17 protein-coding genes and 4 pseudogenes are annotated in these 22,619 nt (G+C 71.0%); 13 read left to right on the forward strand and 8 right to left on the reverse strand.

The features are described 5' to 3' along the window. The gene (locus OG395_RS30620) at positions 1–1,329 is read right to left on the reverse strand and encodes a 3-oxoacyl-ACP reductase (RefSeq protein WP_327245806.1); all 1,329 of its coding nucleotides are present in this window, start codon (positions 1,327–1,329) and stop codon (positions 1–3) included. Between the two features lie 94 nt (positions 1,330–1,423). On the opposite strand from OG395_RS30620, the pseudogene OG395_RS30625 reads away from it, so the two are divergent. The 4 genes and pseudogenes from OG395_RS30625 to OG395_RS30640 form a co-directional block, all read left to right on the forward strand. Beyond that, positions 1,424–1,606 (forward strand): annotated as a pseudogene (locus OG395_RS30625) (acetyl-CoA C-acetyltransferase); the annotation flags it as partial. Positions 1,607–1,764: 158 nt separating this feature from the next. Beyond that, positions 1,765–3,687 (forward strand): annotated as a pseudogene (locus tag OG395_RS30630) (AMP-dependent synthetase/ligase). Between the two features lie 159 nt (positions 3,688–3,846). Further along, positions 3,847–4,659, forward strand: a complete 813-nt coding sequence (locus OG395_RS30635; protein ID WP_327245808.1) for a M23 family metallopeptidase — start codon at positions 3,847–3,849, stop codon at positions 4,657–4,659. A 320-nt stretch (positions 4,660–4,979) separates the two neighbouring features. Then, positions 4,980–5,741 carry a class I SAM-dependent methyltransferase gene (locus OG395_RS30640; RefSeq protein ID WP_327245809.1) on the forward strand — a complete coding sequence of 254 codons (762 nt, stop codon included), beginning with the start codon at positions 4,980–4,982 and terminating at the stop codon, positions 5,739–5,741. 11 nt (positions 5,742–5,752) lie between these two features. Here OG395_RS30640 and OG395_RS30645 read toward each other — a convergent pair whose 3' ends face one another. After that, positions 5,753–6,190, reverse strand: coding sequence for a VOC family protein (locus OG395_RS30645; protein ID WP_327245810.1), 438 nt, complete (start codon positions 6,188–6,190; stop codon positions 5,753–5,755). Positions 6,191–6,264: 74 nt separating this feature from the next. Beyond that, positions 6,265–6,981 (reverse strand): PH domain-containing protein, encoded by a 717-nt coding sequence (locus OG395_RS30650; RefSeq protein WP_327245811.1) that lies wholly within the window; start codon positions 6,979–6,981, stop codon positions 6,265–6,267. Between the two features lie 210 nt (positions 6,982–7,191). Between OG395_RS30650 and OG395_RS30655 the strand changes: the two genes are divergently transcribed. The 6 genes from OG395_RS30655 (at position 7,192) to OG395_RS30680 (ending at position 15,399) form a co-directional block, all read left to right on the forward strand. Continuing rightward, positions 7,192–8,139 (forward strand): LLM class F420-dependent oxidoreductase, encoded by a 948-nt coding sequence (locus tag OG395_RS30655; protein ID WP_327245812.1) that lies wholly within the window; start codon positions 7,192–7,194, stop codon positions 8,137–8,139. An 11-nt stretch (positions 8,140–8,150) separates the two neighbouring features. Beyond that, positions 8,151–8,936, forward strand: a complete 786-nt coding sequence (locus tag OG395_RS30660; RefSeq protein WP_327245813.1) for an SDR family NAD(P)-dependent oxidoreductase — start codon at positions 8,151–8,153, stop codon at positions 8,934–8,936. 113 nt (positions 8,937–9,049) lie between these two features. Then, positions 9,050–10,171 carry an LLM class flavin-dependent oxidoreductase gene (locus OG395_RS30665; protein WP_327245814.1) on the forward strand — a complete coding sequence of 374 codons (1,122 nt, stop codon included), beginning with the start codon at positions 9,050–9,052 and terminating at the stop codon, positions 10,169–10,171. Between the two features lie 218 nt (positions 10,172–10,389). Continuing rightward, complete coding sequence (locus tag OG395_RS30670) at positions 10,390–12,129, forward strand: N-acyl-D-amino-acid deacylase family protein (RefSeq protein WP_327245815.1); 1,740 nt, start codon at positions 10,390–10,392, stop codon at positions 12,127–12,129. After that, the gene (locus tag OG395_RS30675) at positions 12,126–13,586 is read left to right on the forward strand and encodes an aldehyde dehydrogenase family protein (protein WP_327245816.1); all 1,461 of its coding nucleotides are present in this window, start codon (positions 12,126–12,128) and stop codon (positions 13,584–13,586) included. The genes OG395_RS30670 and OG395_RS30675 overlap by 4 nt, the downstream gene beginning before the upstream one ends. 247 nt (positions 13,587–13,833) lie before the next feature. Then, a complete protein-coding gene (locus OG395_RS30680; protein WP_327245817.1) occupies positions 13,834–15,399 on the forward strand; it encodes an APC family permease in 1,566 nt (521 codons plus the stop codon). A 4-nt stretch (positions 15,400–15,403) separates the two neighbouring features. Here the strand turns inward: OG395_RS30680 and OG395_RS30685 are convergent, their stop codons facing one another. From OG395_RS30685 to OG395_RS30700, 4 genes and pseudogenes are all read right to left on the reverse strand, one after another. Further along, positions 15,404–15,898, reverse strand: coding sequence for a hypothetical protein (locus OG395_RS30685; RefSeq protein ID WP_327245818.1), 495 nt, complete (start codon positions 15,896–15,898; stop codon positions 15,404–15,406). Continuing rightward, positions 15,895–16,401, reverse strand: coding sequence for an RNA polymerase sigma factor (locus OG395_RS30690; protein ID WP_327245819.1), 507 nt, complete (start codon positions 16,399–16,401; stop codon positions 15,895–15,897). Before OG395_RS30690 ends, OG395_RS30685 begins: the two co-directional genes overlap by 4 nt. After that, a complete protein-coding gene (locus tag OG395_RS30695; protein WP_327245820.1) occupies positions 16,391–16,906 on the reverse strand; it encodes a DUF3995 domain-containing protein in 516 nt (171 codons plus the stop codon). Before OG395_RS30695 ends, OG395_RS30690 begins: the two co-directional genes overlap by 11 nt. A gap of 96 nt (positions 16,907–17,002) precedes the next feature. Then, positions 17,003–17,245, reverse strand: a pseudogene (locus OG395_RS30700) (SIP domain-containing protein); the annotation flags it as partial. Between the two features lie 63 nt (positions 17,246–17,308). On the opposite strand from OG395_RS30700, the pseudogene OG395_RS30705 reads away from it, so the two are divergent. Further along, positions 17,309–19,965 (forward strand): annotated as a pseudogene (locus tag OG395_RS30705) (GNAT family N-acetyltransferase). On the opposite strand, the gene OG395_RS30715 reads toward OG395_RS30705, so the two are convergent. Next, a complete protein-coding gene (locus OG395_RS30715) occupies positions 19,962–21,497 on the reverse strand; it encodes a CehA/McbA family metallohydrolase (protein WP_327245823.1) in 1,536 nt (511 codons plus the stop codon). The pseudogene OG395_RS30705 and the gene OG395_RS30715 sit on opposite strands and share 4 nt — an antisense overlap. 22 nt (positions 21,498–21,519) lie before the next feature. Here OG395_RS30715 and OG395_RS30720 point away from each other — a divergent pair, with 22 nt between their 5' ends. Beyond that, a complete protein-coding gene (locus OG395_RS30720) occupies positions 21,520–21,642 on the forward strand; it encodes a hypothetical protein (protein WP_327245824.1) in 123 nt (40 codons plus the stop codon). A gap of 33 nt (positions 21,643–21,675) precedes the next feature. Then, positions 21,676–22,521: an LLM class F420-dependent oxidoreductase gene (locus OG395_RS30725; protein WP_327245825.1), complete on the forward strand. Its 846-nt coding sequence runs from the start codon at positions 21,676–21,678 to the stop codon at positions 22,519–22,521. Positions 22,522–22,619 lie beyond the last annotated feature (98 nt).

The raw sequence follows: 22,619 nt of genomic DNA on the forward strand, positions 1-22,619 counted from the left end.
TCATGCCCCCAGCAGGCTCTGGCCGCAGACCCGCACGATCTGGCCGTTGACGGCCGTCGACGCGGGCTGGGCGAACCATGCGGTCGTCTCGGCGACATCCACCGGAAGACCGCCCTGCGAGAGCGAGTTCATGCGACGGCCCGCCTCCCGGATGAGGAGGGGTACCGCGGCGGTCATCTTCGTCTCGATGAAGCCGGGGGCGACCGCGTTGACCGTGACGCCGTGGTCGGCGGCGGCGCGCGGCGCCAGGGAGCGGACCAGACCGATGATGCCCGCCTTGCTCGCCGCGTAGTTCGTCTGCCCGTTGTTGCCCGCGATACCGGCGATGGACGCGATCGCGACGATCCGGCCGCCCCGGTTGACGGTGCCCGACGTGAGCAGGGCGTCCGTGGTGCGCAGCACGCTGTCGAGGTTGACCTCGATGACCGGGGCCCAGCGGTCGGCGGGCATGTTCGCGAGCCGCCGGTCGCGGGTGATGCCCGCGTTGTGGACGAGGATGTCCAGGCCGTCGGGGGCCGCGGCGGCGATCCGTTCGGCGGCGTCGTCCGCGGTGATGTCCAGGGGCAGGGCGGTCGCGCCGAGCCGCTCGGCGGTGCGCTTCAACTCGTCCGCGGACTGCGGGATGTCCAGGCAGACGACCTGCGCGCCGTCCCGTGCCAGGACCGAGGCGACGGAGGCGCCGATACCGCGCGCCGCACCGGTGACCAGGGCGGTGCGCCCGGTGAGCGGCGCGGCCCAGTCGGTGACCGGGTCGGGCGCGGCGCCGGTGAGTTCGACGACCTGACCGCTGACATACGCGGACCGGGGTGAGAGCAGGAAGCGGAGCGTGGATTCGGCCGGGGCGACCGCACCCGGCGTGATCCGGAGCAGCTGGACGGTCGTGCCCCTGCCGATTTCCTTGCCGAGGGAGCGTACGAACCCCTCGAGGGCCTGCTGCGCTGCCGCCTGGTGGTGGTCGTCGGCCGACGGCCGCACCCCGAGGACCACGATCCGTCCGCCCGGCGCCGACGAACGTATGACGGGGTGCAGCGCCGCGTGCACGTCCCCGAGCCCGGAGGCGGTGGCAACTGCCGTAGCGTCCAGGACGATTCCCGCCGGGCGGGCGGCCGTCCCGGCGTGGTCCGTCACCGGGAGGCCGGTCGCGGCGAGGAGCGCGGCGAGCTCCTCCGTGACCGAGGAGTCCCCGGCGGTGAGGTGCAGGAGCGGGCCGTCCAGCGACTGGGTCTCCAGCGTCCAGCGGCGCAGCCGCGCGGGCTGCGGCAGCCCGAGCTTCCGGGTCAGAAATCGGCCGGGCGCTGTGCCGGTGACGTGCAGATAGCGGTCGGCCATTGTCCAGACTCCCTGCTCGGTCGTAGATTTACTGCAGAGTAAGGTTACTCAAGAGTCAGGAGCTGGTCGAGATGAGTTGGTCGAGTTGATCCCCCTCGCCCTCCCGCGTCGGGTCGCGGTCATCGGTGGTAGCCGCATCCCGTTCGCGGCGACCGGGGCACGGATCGTCGCCACTCTTGCCGAACTGCTGGCGGAACGAGGAGCGCCGGGCCGCGGACTGATCTCGATCTGCGCCGCGGGCGGCCAGGGAGTCACCGCGATCCTGGAACGCCCGTAACACCTGTAGCGCCCGGGACGCCCTGACGTTTCGAGCCCGCCCGGCGTCAGGTCGCCCGGCGCGGCCGAGGATCTGTGCACGACCGTTCGGCGACCGAGGACGAGACGGTCGCCGGACAGAACCGGCCCACCGCCCGCCCCCGAGTTGAGGAGCCGCTCGTGTCCACGCCCGCTTCCGCCACCGCACCCGCCGTGACGTCCCCCGCACCCGCCTTGGTCGAGCCGACGAAGATCAGGGCGGCGGACGGTTCCGTGCGCCAGGTCTCCGTACCCGCGTTCGCGCCGCCCGTGCGGCGCGGTTCGCTCGCCGAGATCCCCTTCGACAATGCCCGCGAGGCACCGGCCGACGCGGTCCTCAGTCGCAAGCAACCCGACGGCAGCTGGCAGGACGTGACGGCGGCGCAGTTCGCCGACGAGGTGCATGCCGTCGCCAAGGGACTGATCGCGGAGGGCCTGCGGGCCGGCGACCGGATCGCGATCATGGCCCGTACGACGTACGAATGGACGCTGCTCGACTTCGCCGGATGGGCCGCCGGACTTGTCACCGTCCCCATCTACCCGACCTCCTCCGCCTTCCAGGCCCGCTGGATCCTCCAGGACTCCGGCGCCGTCGCCTGCGCCGTCGAGACGGCGGAACAAGGCCGGCTGATCAGCCAGGAGCGCTAGCAGCTCGGCGATCTCACCCATCTCTGGCAGTTCGACACCGGCGCCCTCGGCCGGCTGAAGAAGCTCGGCAAGAACGTCCCCGACGACGCCGTCGCCGCCCGCCGGTCCACCCTGGAACCCGGGACACCCGCCACCCTCATCTACACCTCGGGCACCACCGGACGCCCCAAGGGCTGCGTCCTGACCCACGGCAACTTCTTCGCCGAGGTCGACAACGCCATCGAACTCCTTCACCCCGTCTTCAAGTCGGTCAGCAAGTACCCCGCCTCGACGCTGCTCTTCCTGCCGCTGTCGCACGTCCTCGGGCGGATGGTCGCGATCGGCTGTCTGCGCGCCCGGGTCCGCCTGGGCCATGCCTCGTCCATCCAGACCGAGGACCTCCTCGCCGACCTGGCGGCCTTCCGGCCCTCCTTCCTGCCGGCCATCCCGTATGTGCTGGAGAAGGTCTACAACACCGGCCGGGCCACCGCCGAGAAGATGGGCCGCGCCTCGTCGTTCGACCGGGCCGCGCGGATCGCCCAGCGGTACGGGCAGGCCGTCGAGGCCGCCGAACACGGCACCGGACCCGGGCCGGGCTGGGGGCTGCGAGCAGCCCGTGCGCTGTACGACCCGCTGGTCTACCGGCGGATACGGGCCGCGCTCGGCGGCCACGTCCGGTACGCGATCTGCGGCGGCTCCCCGCTGGGCCGGCGGCTCGCCGCGTTCTACGCGGGCGCGGGCATCGAGATCTTCGAGGGGTACGGGCTGACGGAGACCACCGCGGCCGCCACCGTCACCCCGCCGCTCAGACCACGCCTCGGCACGGTCGGCTGGCCGCTGCCGGGCACCGCCGTACGGATCGCGGACGACGGCGAGGTGCAGCTCAGCGGCGGCCAGGTGTTCACCGGCTACTGGGACACCGAACGTGGTGCGGCGGTCCCCGCGCTGGACGGGGGCTGGTTCCCCACCGGTGACCTGGGCGCCCTCGACGAGGACGGCTACCTCACGATCACGGGTCGCAAGAAGGACATCATCATCACGTCGGGAGGCAAGAACGTCACTCCCGCCCCACTGGAGGACTGGCTGCGCGCACACCCGCTGGTCAGCCAGTGCATGGTGGTCGGCGACAACCGCTCCTTCGTCACCGCCCTGATCACCCTGGAGGCGGACGGGCTCGCGCACTGGCGGCAGATGCGCAAGAAGCAGGGTGTGCCGCTCAGTGAACTGGTGGCGGACGAGGAGCTTCACGCCACGCTTCAGCGGGCGGTCGACGAGGCCAACCGCCTGGTCTCACGCGCCGAGTCGATCCGTAAGTTCGCCGTGCTGCCGGTGGACTTCACGGAGGAGCGCGGGCATCTGACGCCGTCGCTGAAGCTGAAGCGGGACGCCATCGCACGGGACTTCGCGGCGGAGATCGAGGCGCTGTACCGGAAGTAGGCCACCGCTGCCGCCCGTTCGCGACTTTGGGCCCCCACATACGTCCTCCGGGCCCGGTGGGTCTATGGGGGAGGCTGAAACTCCGGCACTCTTGAGCCCGTTCAACCCGGATTGATGCCCCGCACCGCACTCCACGCCCGGATTCGACTCGGAGGACGTATGCGATCCCTACGTATCGCCCTGCTGGCCCTCGTGGCTCTGCTCGCAGGACTGCTCACCGCGACTCCCGCCGCAGCGGCGCCGAACTTCAAGGCACCGTTCCCCTGCGGCCAGACCTGGACCTACAGCCACCATTCGGCGGAGGTCAGATCGGCGCTCGACTTCGTCCGCACGGACGGCGGGGCCACCGCGGGGACCCCGGTCCTCGCCTCGTCCGGCGGGACCGCACACCGCTACTCCCAGCCCAGCGGCGCGGGCAACTACATCGTGATCGACCACGGTGGCGGCTGGCAGACCTACTACTTCCACCTCGCCTCCTACTCCGTCGCCGACGGCGTCACGGTCTCCCAGGGCCAGCAGATCGGCGTGACGGGCACGACCGGCAACAGCTCCGGCGCCCACATCCACTACGAGCAGCTGTACAACGGCGTCGGCCAGACCATCGCGATCAACGGCCAGTCGCTGGCCCCGTACCCCGGCTCGTACTACAGCAAGTACCTGACGAGTGACAACGGCTGTGGTGGCGGGAAGTACTGGGTGGACACGTTCGCCAACGCGACGGGCTACGCCGCAGCCAACACCGTTGACGCACAGGGCGTACTGAACGCGGGCACGAACTACGTCTACTGCAAGGTGTGGGGCGCCCAGGTCGGCTCGGGCAGTGCCTACAACCACTGGTGGCTGAAGACCGACCTGGACACGGTCTACGCGGGCAAGAACGGTCGCGGCGCGTACGTCTCGGCGTACTACCTCTCGCGCTGGGGCAACGACGAGGCGCGCGACAACAATGGCACGGTCATTCCGAACTGCTGACGCCGGTCCGGTGGGTGGTCCCGCCCGTTCTCCGGGAGGGGGCGGGCTGGACCGCCGGGGCAAGGGTGTGCGCGGGGCGGGACAGCACACGGAGCCCGCGCGCGATTCCGTCCAGAAACGTGCGCGAGCGTCATCGTGAATGCCGCCTTGACGGCGTCCGGCGGGGGTGTGGGCAACGCTGTGGCCATGGCCGCAGGGGTGATGGTGCGGCAGCCCCGCGCGGCCTCTCGGACGGCCGTCCGCGACTCCGCGTGATCGCCTCTGAGCTGGGCTTTTACGTCGTTCAGCCCTACCGTTTCCCCATCGTGAAAGGGGGTCCGATGGACCGGAACATACGCACGGTCGACGACGTGTTGAAGCTGCTGGACGGCCTGTTCGCACCGGAGGCCGATCGATGGACGGCGGACGGGGCCGGCTGGTGGGACGGTTTCTACACCGACCGTTCGAAGCCCGTGCCGTTCTTCGTGGCGAAGCCGGACGAGAACCTGGTCTCGTACCTCGACCGATCCCTGATCACGCCGGGCCGCGCGCTCGACCTCGGGTGCGGTCCGGGGCGTAACGCCCTTCATCTCGCCTCCCTGGGCTTCCGGGTGGACGCCGTCGACCTCTCCCCGGCAGCCATCTCCTGGGCAGAGGAGCGCGCCCGCGAAGCCGGTGCCGACATCCGGTTCCGCTGCGGTGACGCCTTCGCCCTCGCCGAGGCCGAATTGGGCGGACCGTACGACCTGATCCACGACTCCGGCTGCTTCCATCATCTGCCGCCGCACCGCCGCGTCAGTTACCTCGCCCTGCTCGACCGCGCCCTCGCCCCGGGCGGCCATCTCGCCCTCACCTGCTTCGCAGCCGGAGCGATGGGCTCCGAACTCCCGGACGCGGAGTTCTACCGCCAGTCCGGCCTCCACGGCGGGCTCGCCTACACACCCGAGTCCCTGCGCCGGATCTTCTCCGATCTGACGGAGCTCGAACTGCGCCGTATGCGCGACGAACCGCCCGAGTCCCGGTACTTCGGTGAACCGTTCCTGTGGACGGCCCTGTTCCGCCGTGATGTGCAGACGTCGCCCGGTGGATCACGCACGGAGTGACGGAGCGGGAGTCAGAGCACGCAGAACTCGTTGCCTTCCGGGTCGGCCATCTCCACGTGATCGGGCCTGCCGTCCATGTCGTGCTCGCGCACCACCGTCGCACCTGCCGAGGTCAGGCGCTCGATCGCCTCGACGACGCGCGGCCACCGCTCCTCCCACGGCGTGTCCCGGCCGCCGCCGGCCTGTACGTCCAGGTGAACCCGGTTCTTCGCCATCTTCGGCTCCGGCACCTTGAGGAAGGACAACGTCGGCCCCACACCGTCCGGGTCGCACAGGTATGCGCCGTCGTCCCACTCCTCCTCCGGGACGCCGTGGTGGGCGAACCACTCCTCCCAGCTGCCGAAACCGGCGGGCGGAGGCTTCGGCACGTAGCCGAGGGCGAGGGCCCAGAACTGCGCGAGCCTGGTCGGCTGCGCGCAGTCGAGCGTCACGGTCCACCTGGTCGACACGGCTCCTCCTCGGTCCGGGGCGGGCGGCGCGCACGACCGTACCGCGCGCTGCCGACATTCGTGCGGTCCCGGACCTACCAGTCCGCTTCGTTCTCGGGTACCTGGGATTCCCACTGCCGGTGGAGCACCGCTGCCACGAGGGCGAAGACTGCGAGCGGCACCCACAGCAGGAGCAGCTGCGTGCTCCACCGGATGTCCGTGAACCGCAGCACGGCCCAGAGTGTGAACATGCCGCACCACACGACCAGGGCCGTGAGCAGGGATCTGTCCCGGGCCTTGGCGAGGCCCACGCGCCGGCGGATGGCTTGCGTCATCTCCGGACGGGTGTGCCACGTCAGGCCCGCGTACCGGGTGCCGGCCGCGCGGATCGCCGCGACCTGGGCGCCCACGTCCTCCACCTGCCAGTTGTCGACGTGCGGGAGAGTGATGGCCCGGCCGTTCACGGTGCGCACATAGGCGTACCTGTCGATGGCGCCTTGCGGGCGGCCGGCCAGATTCTTGACGGCCACGCTGTAGACGGAACTCCAGGCCAGCCGACGTGTGAGCACGGCCGTGCGCACGGTGATGCCGTCAGGGCCCACGAGAGTGTGTCCGCGGTGCGTGTGGAGCGCCCACCGCGCGGCGAGGAGAAGGATCACCGGAAGGACGATGTGCCAGGGCTGGACAGCCATGTGCACGGGGTGGGTGGCCTGCAGGGCAAGGAACGCGAACGGGAGAAGCAGTCGCGGGTAGAACGCGTTCGGAGGGTTCCTCCGTCTGCGGTATTCGAGCACCTGTCCGACACCCCTCATCGGCCCCACCGGGGCGTGAGCGACCGTCCGAGAGTAGTGCCGGTTTCAACAGCCGTCCACGGGTGTCCGGTGACCGGCTGGGGTGGCGGATCCGATGTTCCCCTCCCCCTCTTGTCTGATGCATCGTCAGGTACGACGATGGCACCCGCCCCGAAAATGACGCAGCGTCAGATGTGGTCGGGGCGGACACGGAGGAAGGGAGGCGACCCGGTGCCGATACTGCCCGCCGGGCGGCTGTCGTACGGGATGCAGCTCCCGGTCCAGTCGCAGAGCACCATCTATACGGAAGCGTGGGAGGCCTCGGCCGGGCCCGGTGATCTCGCCGAGATCGCCCGCACCGCCGACCGCACCGGCTTCGCCTATCTGGCGAGCTGCGACCACGTCGCGATTCCCCGGCGGCTCGCCGATGTCATGAGCACCGTCTGGTACGACCCGGTGGCCACCCTCGCCTTTCTCGCCGGGATCACCGAGCGCGTCCTGCTGATGAGTCATGTCGCCGTCGTCGGGCTGCGCCATCCGCTTGCCACGGCCAAGCAGTACGCCACACTCGACCATCTGTCCGGCGGCCGGCTGATCCTCGGGGTCGGGGCCGGGCACGTGCGGGAGGAGTTCGAGGCGCTCGGGGCGGACTTCGACGGGCGCGGGGCCGTGCTCGACGAGACCATCGACGCGCTGAAGGCGGCGCTCGGGCCCGAGGAGTACCCGGAGTTCGCCGGGGAACGGTTCTCGTTCGGCGGGCTCGGGCAGCGGCCGCGGCCCGCGCAGGAGCGGGTTCCGGTCTGGGTGGGCGGTTCCTCGTCCGCCGCCGTGCGCCGGGCCGCGCTGCGGGGTGACGGATGGCTGCCGCAGGGGGATCCCAGGGACCGGCTGCCGCGGCAGATCGCCAGGGTGCGGGCGTTGCGGGAGGAGGCCGGTATCGAGGCGCCACTGGTCGTCGGTGCCATCACCGAGCCGCTGTACGTGGGGGAGCCGGCCTGGGCCGTGGGGCGGCGCACGCTCAGCGGGAAGCCGGAGGCCGTCGCCGAGTCGCTGCGCGCGTACGGGGCGATGGGCGTGCACCAGATCCAGGTGCGGTTCCGCAGCCGGAGCCGCGGCGAACTGACCGATCAGATGGCGGCGTTCGCCGCTGATGTCGCTCCATACCTCGACCAGCAGTGAGGAGTACGGGCATGGGCAAGCTGGATGGGCGTGTCGTCCTCATCAGTGGCGCCGCACGCGGGCAGGGCGAGCAGGAGGCGCGGCTCTTCGTCGCGGAGGGTGCGCAGGTGGTGATCGCCGATGTGCTCGACGACCAGGGAGAGGCGCTGGCGAAGGAGCTGGGGGAGGGGGTCGCCCGGTTCGTGCATCTCGATGTGAGCCGGGAGGAGGAGTGGCAGGGCGCGGTCGCCGCCGCCAGGGATGCCTTCGGGAAGATCGACGGCCTGGTCAACAACGCTGGGATTCTCCGGTTCAACGAACTGGTGACCACCCCTCTGGAGGAGTTCCAGCGGGTGGTGCAGGTCAATCAGGTGGGCGCCTTCCTGGGGATCAAGAACGTCGCGCCGGAGATCGAGGCCGCGGGCGGCGGGACGATCGTCAACACCGCGTCGTACACCGGGCTCACCGGCATGGCCTTCGTCGGTGCGTACGCCGCGACCAAGCATGCCGTGCTCGGGCTGACCAGGGTCGCGGCGGTGGAGCTCGCGGGCAAGGGGATACGGGTCAACGCGGTGTGCCCGGGGGCCGTGGACACGGCGATGACGAACCCGGCCGCACTCGATCCGGCCGCGGACCCGGAGGAGTCCCGGGCGGCGGTGGCGGAGCTCTACAGGAAGCTCGTGCCGCTGGGGCGGATCGGGCAGCCGGAGGAGGTCGCGGCCCTGGCGCTCTTCCTGACCTCGGAGGACTCCTCGTACATCACCGGGCAGCCGTTCGTCATCGACGGCGGGTGGCTGGCCGGGGTCAGTCTGTTCTGAGGGCAGGAAACCTGACGATGCGTCAGGTGTTGACGGGTCGGGCGGCCGGTGGAACAGTCGGTCGCATCACAATCTGACGATGTGTCAGAAATGATTGAGGACGGTGAACCTCATTGGAATTCGGGCTGTTTGTGCAGGGGTACGTGCCCGCCGCGCGCGCCGAGGCCGACCCCGAGGCAGAGCACAAGGCGCTGATCGAGGAGACCGAGTACGTCATTCAGGCGGACAGGTCCGGTTTCAAGTACGCCTGGGCCTCCGAGCACCACTTCCTGGAGGAGTACTCGCATCTCTCGGCCAACGACGTGTACCTGGGGTACCTCGCGCACGCCACGGAACGGATCCACCTCGGATCCGGCATCTTCAATCCCCTCGCCCCCGTCAACCACCCCGTGAAGGTGGCCGAGAAGGTCGCCATGCTCGACCATCTGTCGGAAGGCCGCTTCGAGTTCGGCTCGGGGCGCGGGGCCGGCAGTCACGAGATCCTCGGGTTCATGCCGGGCATCACCGACATGAACCACACCAAGGAACTCTGGGAAGAGACCATCGCCGAGTTCCCCAAGATGTGGCTCCAGGACGAGTACGTCGGCTTCCAGGGCAAGCACTGGTCGCTGCCGCCCCGCAAGATCCTGCCGAAGCCGTACGGGACGTCCCACCCGGCGATGTGGTACGCGGCGGGGTCGCCGTCCTCGTACGCCATGGCGGGCCGGAAGGGCCTCGGCGTGCTGGGCTTCAGCGTGCAGAAGGTCTCGGACATGGAGTGGGCCGTCGAGTCGTACAAGACGGCCGTCAAGGACGCGGAGCCGGTCGGTGGCTTCGTCAACGACAACGTCATGGTGACGTCCACGGCCATCTGTGCCGAGACGCACGCCAAGGCGGTCGAGATCGCGGTCGGCGGTGGGCTGAACTACCTCCAGTCGCTGCTGTTCCGCTACCACGACACGTTCCCGCGGCCCGAGGGCATTCCGCAGTGGCCGGAGCTGCTGCCCGAGTACAGCGAGGAGATCATCGAGCTGCTGATCGCCGAGGAGCTGATGATCTGCGGGGATCCGGACGAGGTGCTGCGGCAGTGCAAGCGGTGGGAGCAGGCGGGGGCGGATCAGCTGAGTTTCGGGCTGCCGATCGGGATCAGTCCCGAGGACACGATGAACTCGATCCGGCTGATCGGTGAGCACGTGATTCCGAAGATCGATACGGATCCGGTGCACCGCACGACGCGGTTCCGCGAGGCGGCGTAGCCCAGGGCGCCTGCGGCGGGCCCGTTCGCGCACCCGCCCCTTCCCGGAACCGGGGCTCCTCCCCCGGTTGCGGGAGGGGGCGGGTGGGGGACAGCCCCGCAGGACCGTCCCCGCCCCCACACGAGCGGCGTCTTCCCGGACCGTCGCTCCGCGAGCCGGGGTGCGTACCGCGGTCGTACGCACCCCGGCTGCACACCCACGGCAGAAGGGAACCCGTCATGCTCGACCACCTCATCCGCGGAGCGACCGTCGTGGACGGCACCGGCGCTCCCCCGTACACCGCCGACCTCGGCATCCGCGACGGCCGCATCGCCGTCATCGCCGAGCCCGGCACCCTCACCGAGGAGGCCGTGACCTCGGAGGACGCCGCCGGACTCGTGCTCGCCCCCGGCTTCGTCGACCCCCACACCCACTACGACGCCCAGCTCTTCTGGGACCCGTACGCCACCCCCTCCATGAACCACGGCGTCACCACCGTCGCCGGCGGCAACTGCGGCTTCACCCTCGCCCCGCTCCACCCCGACCGTCCCGAGGACGCCGACTACACGCGCCGCATGATGTCCAGGGTCGAGGGCATGGCCCTCAAGGCGCTGGAGGAGGGCGTCGACTGGTCCTGGTCCAGCTTCCGCGAGTACCTCGACGCCCTCGAAGGGCGCATCGCGGTCAACGCCGGGTTCATGGTGGGTCACTGCGCCCTGCGACGGCACGTCATGGGCGCCGACGCGGTCGGCGGACAGCCCACCCCCGCCCAGCTCGACGCGATGCTCCACCTCTTCCACGACGCCATGGACGCCGGGGCGTGGGGGCTCTCCACCACCCAGTCCGCCACCCACTCCGACGGCGACGGCAGGCCCGTCGCCTCCCGGCACGCCCTCCCCGAGGAAGTCCTCGCGCTCTCCCGCGCCGTCGGCGAACACGAAGGCACCCAGCTCGAAGCGATCGTCGCGGGATGCCTCGACCAGTTCTCCGACGACGAGATCGACCTCCTCGTCGACATGACCGCGACCGCCGGACGCCCCCTGAACTGGAACGTCCTCACCATCGACGCCGCCGTACCCGAACGGGTACCGCGCCAGCTCGTCCCCAGCGAACGGGCCCGCCGCGCGGGCGGCCGGATCGTCGCCCTCACCATGCCGATCCTCACCCCCATGAACATGTCGCTCGGCACCTTCTGCGCCCTCAATCTCATCCCCGGCTGGGGCGAGATCCTCTCCCTCCCCGTCCCCGAGCGGATCGAACGGCTCCGCGACGCCGGCACCCGCGCCGAGATGCTCCGCCGCGCGGACAGCAAGGAGGCAGGAGTCTTCCGTCGCCTCGCCGACTTCGGCCGGTACGTCATCGGCGACACGTACAGCGCGGCGAACGAGGGGCTCAGCGGGCGCGTCGTCCGCGACATCGCTGCCGAGCGCGGCCAGGACCCTTTCCACTGCCTCGTCGAGATCTGCGCCGCCGACCAGCTCCGTACCGTGCTGTGGCCCATGCCCACCGACAACGACCCGGACTCCTGGGCGCTGCGGCAGCAGACCTGGGAACACGAGGACGTCATGCTCGGCGGCTCCGACGCAGGCGCCCATCTGGACCGGATGTGCGGAGCCCCGTACACCACCCGCTTCCTCGGCGACTGCCTGCGCGGCCGGAAACTCGTCTCCCTGCCCGCCGCCGTCAAAATGCTCACCGACGACCCCGCCCGGCTCTTCGGGCTGCGTGACCGTGGCCGGATCCAGGAGGGCTTCCACGCCGACCTCGTCCTCTTCGACCCCGAACACATCGACGCCGGGCCCGCCACCCTCGTACACGATCTGCCCGGCGACAGCCCGCGCCTCGACTCCAAGGCCATCGGCATCGTGTCGGTCCGCGTCAACGGCGTGGAGACGCTGCGCGACGACAAGGTGACCGGTGCGGTCCCCGGCACGGTGCTCCGCTCCGGCCGCGACACCCGGACGGTGAGCACCCGGTGACCACACCCCAGCGCCTCTTCATCGGCGGCGAGTGGACCGAACCCGACGACGGTCACTACGAGGTGATCAACCCGGCCACGGAGGACGTCGTCGGTCTCGCACCCGAGGCGAGCCGCGCGCAGGTGTACGCGGCGGCCGCCGCGGCCCGCGGAGCCTTCCCCGCCTGGTCCCGCACCCGCCCCGAGGAGCGCGCGGCGATCCTCGACCGCGCCGCCGATCTGATGCAGCGCGACTTCGCCGCCAACGCCGCACTCGCGCGGGCGGAGAGCGGCGCGACGACGGGAACGGCCCGGTCCATGCAGGTCGCCGTCGGCGCCGCCCGCTTCCGGCGGTACGCGAGGGGCGCCCTGGAACCGGTCGAGGAGGCGATCCCCCCGCAGATCAACGAGGCCGGACCGATGGGCAGGGCAGGCGTCTTCGGCGCACTCGCCGTACGCCAGCCGGTCGGCGTCGTCACCTGCATCACCTCGTACAACAACCCCTGGGCCAATCCGGCCGGCAAGGTGGCCCCCGCGCTCGCCATGGGCAACACGGTCGTCGTGAAGCCCGCCCCGCAGGACCCCCTCTCCGTCTACCGGATGGCCGAGGCGCTTGCGGAGGCGGGCGTGCCGGAGGGTGTCGTCAACGTCGTCACCGGTTCGGGCCCTGCGGCGGGCGAGGCGGCCGTCGACTCCCCTGACGTCGACATGGTCAGTTTCACCGGCTCCACGGCCGTCGGACAGCGCATCGCCGAAGTGTGCGGGCGCGGGATGAAGCGGCAGCTGATGGAGCTGGGCGGCAAGGGCGCCGCGGTCGTCCTCGACGACGCCGACCTGGACGCGGCGGTGGCGGGCATCGGCACGACGTTCTCCTTCTACAGCGGCCAGATCTGCACGGCTCCGACGCGCGTCCTCGTCCAGCGGGGCGTCCACGGCGCGCTGATCGAGAGGCTCACCGCGTACGCAGGTCATCTGCCGGTCGGTGACCCGGCGGCGAAGGGGACGGTCGTCGGACCGGTCATCTCCGCCGCCCACCGCGACCGCATCGAGTCGTACGTCGAACTGGGCCGGAAGGAGGGCGCCCGGGTCGTCACGGGCGGCGAGCGACCGGCAGGACACGATCGCGGCTTCTATGTCGCACCGACACTCCTCGCCGACTGCACCAACGACATGCGGGTCGTCCGGGAGGAGATCTTCGGCCCGGTCGTCGTGGTCGTCCCCTTCGACGACGAGGAGGAGGGCATCGCACTCGCCAACGACAGCGACTACGGGCTGATCGACTACGTCTGGTCCGGGGACGTGGCGCGGGCCTTCGGGGTGGCGCGGCGGCTGCGCGCGGGCGGGGTCGGGGTGAACACGATCGGCCGGAACATGGAGGCACCGTTCGGCGGGTTCAAGAGGAGCGGGGTGGGGCGCGACGTGGGTTCGTACGCGCTGCATGCGTACAGCGAACTCCAGGCGATCGTCTGGCCGGGCTGAGCATCGGGGTGGGGCGGCTGTCCGGATAACGGACAGTCGCGGGAAATTTTCGAATCAACATAAACCGGACAGTGCTGCGGTTCTCGCACGATGACTCGATCGAGCCTGGGCCATTGATTGAGTGGCGATTCGCTGTATTCACGTTCAATTCATATGTGCTTGGCGCTAATTGGCCATTCAATCAAAGGTTGAGACGCCGGAGTCTCGCACTCCGGATGTGGATATCGCAGCGCATACCGTCCTTTTCATGAGTCAGCTGGACGTGCGGCCGCAGGCCGGAGACACGGGCCGGGGCACCGCCCCGGCCGACGGCGGTGTTCGCGGCAAGGGCCTGGGCGGCAATTCCGTAGGCCTGATGGGCAGCGCCGTCATCGGCATCTCGACCGTCGCCCCCGTCTACTGCCTCACCTCCACCCTCGGCTCCACCGCGGGCGAGGTCGGCGTCCAGATGCCCGCCGTCTTCCTGGCCGGCTTCCTGCCCATGCTGCTGGTCGCCTTTGCCTACCGCGAACTCAACAAGGTCATGCCGGACTGCGGTACCTCCTTCACCTGGACGGTGAAGGCATTCGGCCCGCGCGTCGGCTGGATGTGCGGCTGGGGACTGGTCATCGCCACGATCATCGTCCTGTCGAACCTGGCGGGCGTGGCGACCTCGTACTTCTGGCTGCTCGCGGGCGAGATCACCGGCAGCGACTCGATCGCCGCCCTGGACGACAACAAGCCCGTCCACATCCTCACCTGCCTCATCCTGATCGCGGTCGCCACGGCGATCAGCTATCGGGGGATGACAGCCACGAAGGGCATCCAGTACGCGCTGGTGGGGCTCCAACTCGTGGTCCTCGCCCTGTTCGTGACGATGGCGGTGCAGAAGGGGGCGAGCGGAGACTTCGCGTCGTCGGTCCACTTCTCGTGGTCGTGGCTGAACCCGTTCGCGGTGCAGTCCTTCGCCGCCTTCACCGCGGGCCTGTCGCTGTCGATCTTCATGTTCTGGGGCTGGGACACCTGCCTCACCGCCAACGAGGAGACGACCGGCAGCGAGAAGACCCCCGGCCGCGCCGCACTCATCGCGATGGTCGTCCTGGTCGGCTCCTACCTGGCGACCGGCGTCGCCGCCCAGATGGCCGTCGGTTCCGGCACCACCGGTCTCGGCCTGGCCAACCCGGACACCTCCGACAACGTCTTCGCCGCGCTGGCCGGCCCGATCATGGGTCCTGGCCTCGGCATCCTGCTGTTCGTCGCCGTCCTCGCCTCGGCCGCGGCGAGTCTCCAGACCACGTTCATCCCCGTGGCGCGCACGGTGCTGGCCATGTCCACGTACGAGGCCCTGCCCGCCTCGTACGCCCGGGTCCACCCGCGCTTCAAGACGCCCGGGAGGGCAACCGTCACCGCGGGCGTCGCGACCGGTGTCTTCTACACGGTCATGACCCTGGTCAGCGAGCACGTCCTGGTCGACACGATCTACGCGCTCGGCCTCATGATCTGCTTCTACTACGCGCTGACGGCGTTCGCCTGCGCCTGGTACTTCCGCGCCGAACTCACCCGCTCCGCCCGCGACCTGGTCTTCAAGGGCCTCTTCCCGGTGGTCGGCGGCATCCTGCTCACCGCCGTCTTCGGCAAGACTCTCTACGACATGTGGGACCCGGCGTACGGCTCCGGCTCGTCGGTCCTCGGGGTCGGCTCGGTGTTCGTGATAGGTGTGGGGCTGCTGCTGCTCGGTGTGGTGCTGATGGTGGCGATGCAGCGCAGGAGCCCCTCGTTCTTCCGCGGCGAGGTGCTGACGAAGGAGACCCCGGCGCTCGTCGTCGAGGACTGAGCCGTCACCCCGCCACCCGCTCCTCCAGCCGTCCCAGCACCCGTCGCCCCGCCCGCCCCACGGCCACGGGAAGCAGAGCTGCGTGGCCCGGGACGCGTACACCGCCGGTGAACGCCACCAGGGTGTGGTCCGGGGCGGTGGCGGACGGGGTGGCCGCCATGCCGATCAGGAGGAAGCGGCTCTGCAGCCATACCCAGCCGGGGCGGCGGATGCCGTCGAAACGGGCCCGCAGGCCGAGGCGGCCCACGGCCACGGCCTCGACGCGGTCGCCGTCCGCACGGGTCAGGCGCAGGCCGCGCATGTCCGGGACCAGGCGGGCCAGCTCGCCGTCCAGGTCCGCGAGGAGCGGGGTGATCATGTCGTACGGGGCGGCGACCTCGCGGGTGGTGACGCGGGCACCGCGGACACCCGCCGCGAGGGCGTGCAGGCGGCGGACCGGGTCGAGGCCGGCTGAGTCGGGCCGTGCGGCGGAGCCTGGGGCGGGGTGGTTGTCGGTCATGACGACCAAGCCTTCCTGAAGGAGTCCCGGGCCCGGTGCAGCCGTGACTTCACGGTGCCTACGCGCAGGCCGAGCAGTGCGGCGGCGGACTGTTCGTCGAAGCCCTCGATGTCGCGCAGGACCAGGACCGCGCGGTGTTCGGGGGAGAGCCGGGCGAGGGTGTCGTCGATGTCGGCGGCCAGCTGCGGGTCGCCGCGGCCGGGCAGCGAGGTGAGGTCGGCGGGGACGGCGCGGGCGGTGCGGCGGGCGACACGGACCGCTTCGCGGCAGGCGATCGCGCGCACCCAGCCGTACAGCGCGGCCGGTTCCTTCAGCGTCCGCAGACCGCGGAAGACGGCGACCAGGGTCTCCTGCACGGCGTCCGGCCCGTCGGCGAGCGCGATGGGCGTGCAGATGCGGTCCGCGTACGGGATGAGGAGGTCGAGGAGTTCGTTCATGGCGATCGTGTCGCCGCGCTGGGCGGCGCGCACCAGCAGCACCGCGCGGTCGTGGTCATCGGACACGGGCGGGAGCTTCCTCCGTCGCGGTCTCGTTCTTCGTGGAGCCGTCCGTTGCCGCCAGGCGGAACGCGGCCAGGGCCATGGCCACGCACAGGGGCGTGTACAGGGTCAGGTTGAGCCAGTAGAACGTGTCTCCCGCCCCGTCGTCGAGACCCGCCCGTACGCCGAACGCCCAGGCGACGCCCGCCAGTCCGCGGACCGCCGTACCGCAGCCGACGGCCAGTGCGGCGGCCTGCAGGAGACGGCCGAGGCGGTGACGGCGGCCGAGCCGGGCGCGGGCCACGACCAGTGCGGACCCGGTCAGCAGCATGGTGGCCAGGGGGAGCAGGACCGGCGGGGTGAACGGCACGTCGGCGCCCAGTACCGCGTACGAGAGCGTCGTGACGTCCTGCGCGGGCCAGGTGGCACCGGTGGACCAGAAGAGGTGCAGCAGGGCGTCCGTGGTCAGGACCGTGGCGATGGCGGCGGCGAGCGCGGTGGGGGTGGCGGTGGGGCGGGTCGGGCGCATGACGGCTCCTCTGCGAAGAACGGGTGACGGGGTGCGTCACCCCACAGAGGAGCCGGACCGGGGATTCGTTCCCCGGTCAGTGCGATGCGTGGCGATTCATGGCGCGGGGGCCGGTGACAGCGGCCCGGCGTGACGGTCAGCCGCGCGCCAGTAGCCCGGCGCGTTCACGCGCTCCTTGGCGACGCCCAGTTCCTTGCGTACGTACGCGGCCAGGGACCGGGTCGTCGCCGTGTCGCGGGCGATCCAGATGTACGCATCCGCGGGGTCGCCCAGCAGCGCGGGCAGCGCGGACCTCAACTCATTGACCAGGTGGGCGCCCGCGTCGCGGCGCGGAACCCGGTAATTCAGGTTAGGCTAACCTAAATTTTGGGGACGGGGGAGTCGAGCAAGGGCGGGAACGGCATGCGCAACGAGGTCTTCCGGGACGACTGGGGCATACCCCACCTGCGTGCGCCGGGAATCCGTCAACTCGCCCATGCCCAGGGCCGCAACGCCGCTCTGGACCGTGCCTGGCAGATCGAGGTCGAACGGCATCGGGCGCAGGGCACCACCGCCGCGTTCCTCGGTGCGGACGCCCTCGAATGGGACCGGTTCGCCCGCCGGGTGCGGCTGGACGACACCGCCCGACGCTGCTTCGAGCGTCTGGAGCGCGTCGCACCGCGGACCGCCGACTGGGTGCGGTCGTACGCCGACGGCGTCAACGCGGGACTGACGGAAGGGGCGGGCAGGGCACCCGAGTTCGCCGCTGCCGGGCTCGTCCCGGGATCCTGGCGGCCCTGGACCCCGCTCGGCGTCTGGCTCTCCACCCACATCCTGTTCGCGGGCTTCCCCACCAAGCTCTGGCGCGAGGAGGTCGCCCGTCGGCTGGGCGACGACGCCATCGAGCTCTTCGCCACCGACGGCCCCGGTACCTCCGGCAGCAACGGCTGGCTCGTCACCTCTGAGCGCACCGCCACCGGGGCGCCGATCATCGCGGGCGACCCGCACCGGTTCATCGAGGACCCGGGCGTCTACCAGCAGATCCGTCTCGCCTGCCCCGAGTTCGACGTGGTGGGCCTCGCGGTCCCCGGCGTGCCCGGTGTGGCCCACTTCGGCCACACCGGGCACGTCGCCTGGGCGATCACCAACGCCATGGCCGACTACCAGGACCTCTACCGGGAACGGCTGCGGCGCACACCGGCCGGTGAAGTCGAGGCGCTCGGCCCCGACGGCTGGGAACCGGCCGCCGCCCACACCGAGACCATCGACGTGGCGGGCGCCGACGCCGTGACCGTCGAGGTCGTGGAGACCGGCCGCGGACCCGTGATCATCGGCGGCCCGGACACCGGCGAGGAAGCCGTCAGCCTCCGCCACCCGCCCCGCGTCACCGGCGAACTCGGCTTCGACGCCCTGCTCGCGATGCTCCGCTCCCGCACGGTCGCCGAGCTCGACACCGCGCTCGACCGCTGGGTGGAGCCGGTCAATGTGGTCCTGGCGGCGGACACGGCGGGCGCGACCCTGCACCGGGTCGCCGGACACGTACCCGTGCGCCCGCGCGAGAACCGGTTGCGTACGGTGCCCGCCTGGGACGCCGCATACACCTGGCGGGACCGCCGCGCGCCGATGCCGCGCGCGGACGTCGTCGGCGCGGCGGTGATGGCCAACCAGCGGGGGATCGCCGCCCCGCTCGGCATCGAGTTCGCTCCCCCGCACCGGGCCGACCGGATACGCGAACTGCTCGACGAATCGGCCCACTGGACCGCCAAGGACATGGCGAACCTCCACATGGACACCCATCTCGCCTCCGCCCGCCCCCTGTTGGGGCTGCTGGAAGAGGTGGCGGTACCCGGCCCGCAGGCCGTACGGCTGCGCGAACGGCTGCTGCGCTGGGACCGGCGGATGGACGCCGACAGCACGGATGCCGCACTGTACGCGGCGCTGCGCGCGGAGGTCGTGCACCGTGTGGCCGCCCACCCGGCGCTCGCTCCGCTGAACGGGTCGGCGCACTCGGATCCGTACCCGGATCTGTTCCGCCCCTGGCTCGCGACGGTGCCGAGGATCGCGTACGCGCTGGAGGGGCTGCTGACGGGGACCGGCGGCGGACCGCTGACGCACGCGGAACGGCTGGCGGTGGTCGCGGGTGCCGTGGAGCGGGTCGCGGGTGAGGACATACCCCGCCCCTGGGGCGAGGTGCACCGGCTCGCGCCCTGGCAGGCGCTGCCCGGCACGCACCCCGGAGAGACCTGGCCGGGGCTCGCGGGCGACCACGACTGCGTCCTGTCCACGTCCAGCGTCCCCGGTGTCACCGACCACAGCGCCCGCGGCCCGGCCGCCCGCTACGTATGGGACCTGGCGCGGCGCGAGGACAGCTTGTGGGTGGTCCCGCTCGGGGCATCCGGGGTCCCGGGGGACGCCCACCACCGCGATCAACTCCCGCTGTGGGTACGGGGAGAACTCGTCCCCGTCGTCACGGACTGGAACCTGCTGCACCGAGAAGAGGAGACCCCGAGATGAGCGCCGAGAGCATCGCCGATTCCCATGTGTACGAGCGAGAGGTCGACGGCTTCGGCTCCGTCCGCCTCGTCCCCGTCGACCCGGCAGGCGACCTCGACCTGCTCCACACCTGGGTCACCGAGGAACGCGCCCGTTTCTGGGGCATGGGCGAATGCAGCCGGGAACAGGTCCGGGACACCTACGAGTTCATTGACTCGCTCACCACCCACCACGCCTATCTGGTCCACCGCGACGGCGAACCCGTCGCCCTCTTCCAGACATACGTACCGGACGCCGACCCGCTCGGCGAGTGCTACGACGTACAGCCCGGCGACCACGGAATCCACCTGCTGGTCGGCCCCACCGGCACCACCGAACCGGGCTTCACCGGTGCGATGCTCTCCGTACTCATCGGCTACGTCTTCAGCGATCCCGCCCACCGGCGGATCGTCGTCGAGCCCGACGCCCGCAATGAGAAGGCGGTCGCCCGGGTGGTCCGGGCCGGCTTCGAACTCGGCCCGGAGATCGATAAGCCGGAGAAGCGGGCCCGGCTCGCCTTTCTGAGCCGGGCCGCCGCACACCGCTAGGAGATGTCCAGAAACACAGGATTGGTGAGCGCCGCCAGTGCCCCCGGCAGCCCCGGCACCGTGGCCGGGCGGCGGACCTCGGCGCGGACATAGGCGGCGTACCTCGGGGTCGTACGCCACTCCACCGTGCCCGAGCCCGACTCCGGCAGCGTGGAGCTGAGCAGCGTGCCCTGGTCCGTGACGAAGTGGGCGGTGCAGCCGGGCACCCCGGTGACCTCCAGCCGTGCGGTGAGCGGACCGTCCGCGTCGGCCCGCAGCCGCTCACCGATCCCCGCGTGCCCGCCGCGCCCGCCCGATACGCCGAAGGAGAGGGTGACCGCGGACGACTCGGCGATGTACGAGTGCCCGGCCCGGATGCCCGCGAGGATCGCGTCGCGCGACAGCTCCTCGGCGAGGACGACGGTCTGCGGCAGCCCCACCGTGTCCGGTTCGCGGTGTGCGTCGCTGTTGCCCATCGCCGGGATCCACGGCTTCGATGCGCGGACGGCCGCGACGAGGGAGTTGTCCCACTCGGCGAGCGCGATCTCGTCCTCCGGGGTGTACGGCCCGTTCCACACCTCCACCGCGTCCGCCTCGCTGAAGCCGAACTTCCAGTGGCAGCCGATGCAGGTGGCGTGCGGATGGGCGGGGACGACCAGGCCGCCCGCCCGGCGAACGGCCTTCGCGTAGTGCCCGAAGCGGTTGTCGCGCGCCCGGTAGCGCCAGTCGACGAAGGCGCCGGGGTCTGTGGAGAGCGCGATCACATGACCGTTGCGCGTGGTGATCTCCTCGCCCGTCAGGATGAGCAGATCGTCGCCCCACAGCCCCTGCCAGGCGCTGTGCGCGGTGTGGGTGTTGTGTTCGCTGCTGTTGATGAAGTCGAGCCCGGCGGCGCGTGCGGCGGTGGCGATCTCGGCCGGGGTGCGCTTGCCGTCCGAGTGGACGGAGTGCAGATGGCAGTCTCCGCGGTACCAGGCGCGGCCGCGCCCCCTGGCGCGCTCGGGCGGGTACACGGGCGCAGGAGTGGTGCCGGCCTCGCCGAAACGGACGGTGATCGTCACCTCGTACGGGAGACCCTCGGGGGCGACGGTGTACGGGCCCAGCGCGATGTTCCAGGTCCCGGCCCTTACCGGCCCCGCGACATAGCCGGGTGTCGCCTCGTCCGCCCGGATGAAGAAGCCGGCACGCGCCCCGCCGGACCAGCCCCGGAACCCGCGCCCGCCCAATTCCGTGCCGCGCTCGTCGAAGATGCCGATGTCGAGGGCGTTGCCCTGGGTGCCGGCCGGGACGGGCGACTTCAGGTACGTGTACGAGACGGCGATCTCCCGTACGCCGTGAGGCACGTCGACCGGCAGATAGACGAAGTCGGGCGACCCGGTCGGCAGGGTGCCGCGCACGGTCTTCGTCAGGTCGGCCCGGTCCGTAGTGCCGTCTTTGCCGGGTGAGGCGTTCGCGAAGCTCACAGTGGGCAACGTTAGGGCGGTGGCGGCGGTCCCGACGAGTAGGCCGCGCCTGCCGAGCGGGCCGTTCTGCGGGGTGTCCGATCCGGTCATACGAGTGGCTCCCCAGGGTGTCGTGAGTGACGAGGGTGACGTACTCGAACTGCTATGGGGCCATGAACTCACCGCAAACGGAAGTGGATTCACGGACAGGAAGGGCGACGCGGGAGTCCTGAGCGTCCTGATCGGCACCGCATAGGTTGGGGTCACACGACGACGGAGGTGTCCTCGAATGCGGATCGCCACAACGATCTTCCTCACCGACGAGACGATCACGCCGGTACGGCTCGCGCGCGAGCTCGAGCAGCGGGGATTCGCCGGGCTCTATCTGCCGGAGCACACGCACATCCCGGTGAGCAGGGACACCCCGTATCCGGCGGGCGGCGACCTCCCGCCCGAGTACGGCCGCACGCTCGACCCGTTCGTTGCCCTCGGCCAGGCGGCCGCGGTGACGGAGCGGCTGGCGCTCGGCACCGGCATCACCCTGATCGCCCAGCACGACCCGATCGACCTGGCGAAGCAGATCGCCACGCTCGACCACCTCTCCGGCGGCAGGTTCACGCTCGGCCTCGGCTTCGGCTGGAATGTCGAGGAGGCCGCGGACCACGGAGTGACCTGGCGGACCCGACGGGAGCTGGGCCGCGACCGGATGGCGCTGATGCGCGCCCTGTGGGCGGGCGAACCCACGGGTTACGAGGGCGAGTTCGGGTCCGTCGGGGCCAGTCACGCGTACCCGAAGCCGGTCCAGGAGGCGCGCGGCCCGGTGACCGGCCCGCGCACCCTGATCGGCGGCACGGCCGGTCCGAAGCTGTTCGCTCATATCGCGGAGTACGCGGACGGCTGGCTCCCGATCGGCGGCCGGGGACTGACGGAATCGATGCCCGTTCTGCGCGAGGCCTGGGAGTCGGCAGGCCGGGACCCGAAGCAGCTCCGGGTGGTGCCGTACGCGGTGCTGCCGACCGCGGGGAAGCTGGCGCACTACGCGGACCTGGGCATCGAGGAGGTCGTCCTGCAGCTTCCCCCGGCGGGGGAAGCGGAGGTCCTGCGCACCCTCGACGATTACGCACAGTATCTGTGACCGAAGCAGGGCGGGGACGGTACCGCGGGCGGGGACCGCTCGGGTGATGTCCGCTCCGTACCCCCCGGAGGACGGGCGCGCCACGTCTCCCGGGGGCC

Source organism: Streptomyces sp. NBC_01320 (genome assembly GCF_035974375.1).
Lineage (GTDB): Bacteria > Actinomycetota > Actinomycetes > Streptomycetales > Streptomycetaceae > Streptomyces > Streptomyces yanii.

Excerpts from the sequence above, each read along its gene's own strand:
- OG395_RS30620 (WP_327245806.1), bottom strand. The coding sequence starts at position 1,329 with ATGGCCGACCGCTATCTGCACGTCACCGGCACAGCGCCCGGCCGATTT.
- OG395_RS30635 (WP_327245808.1), top strand. The coding sequence starts at position 3,847 with ATGCGATCCCTACGTATCGCCCTGCTGGCCCTCGTGGCTCTGCTCGCA.
- OG395_RS30640 (WP_327245809.1), top strand. The coding sequence starts at position 4,980 with ATGGACCGGAACATACGCACGGTCGACGACGTGTTGAAGCTGCTGGAC.
- OG395_RS30650 (WP_327245811.1), bottom strand. The coding sequence starts at position 6,981 with ATGAGGGGTGTCGGACAGGTGCTCGAATACCGCAGACGGAGGAACCCT.
- OG395_RS30660 (WP_327245813.1), top strand. The coding sequence starts at position 8,151 with ATGGGCAAGCTGGATGGGCGTGTCGTCCTCATCAGTGGCGCCGCACGC.
- OG395_RS30670 (WP_327245815.1), top strand. The coding sequence starts at position 10,390 with ATGCTCGACCACCTCATCCGCGGAGCGACCGTCGTGGACGGCACCGGC.
- OG395_RS30680 (WP_327245817.1), top strand. The coding sequence starts at position 13,834 with ATGAGTCAGCTGGACGTGCGGCCGCAGGCCGGAGACACGGGCCGGGGC.
- OG395_RS30685 (WP_327245818.1), bottom strand. The coding sequence starts at position 15,898 with ATGACCGACAACCACCCCGCCCCAGGCTCCGCCGCACGGCCCGACTCA.
- OG395_RS30695 (WP_327245820.1), bottom strand. The coding sequence starts at position 16,906 with ATGCGCCCGACCCGCCCCACCGCCACCCCCACCGCGCTCGCCGCCGCC.
- OG395_RS30715 (WP_327245823.1), bottom strand. The coding sequence starts at position 21,497 with ATGACCGGATCGGACACCCCGCAGAACGGCCCGCTCGGCAGGCGCGGC.
- OG395_RS30725 (WP_327245825.1), top strand. The coding sequence starts at position 21,676 with ATGCGGATCGCCACAACGATCTTCCTCACCGACGAGACGATCACGCCG.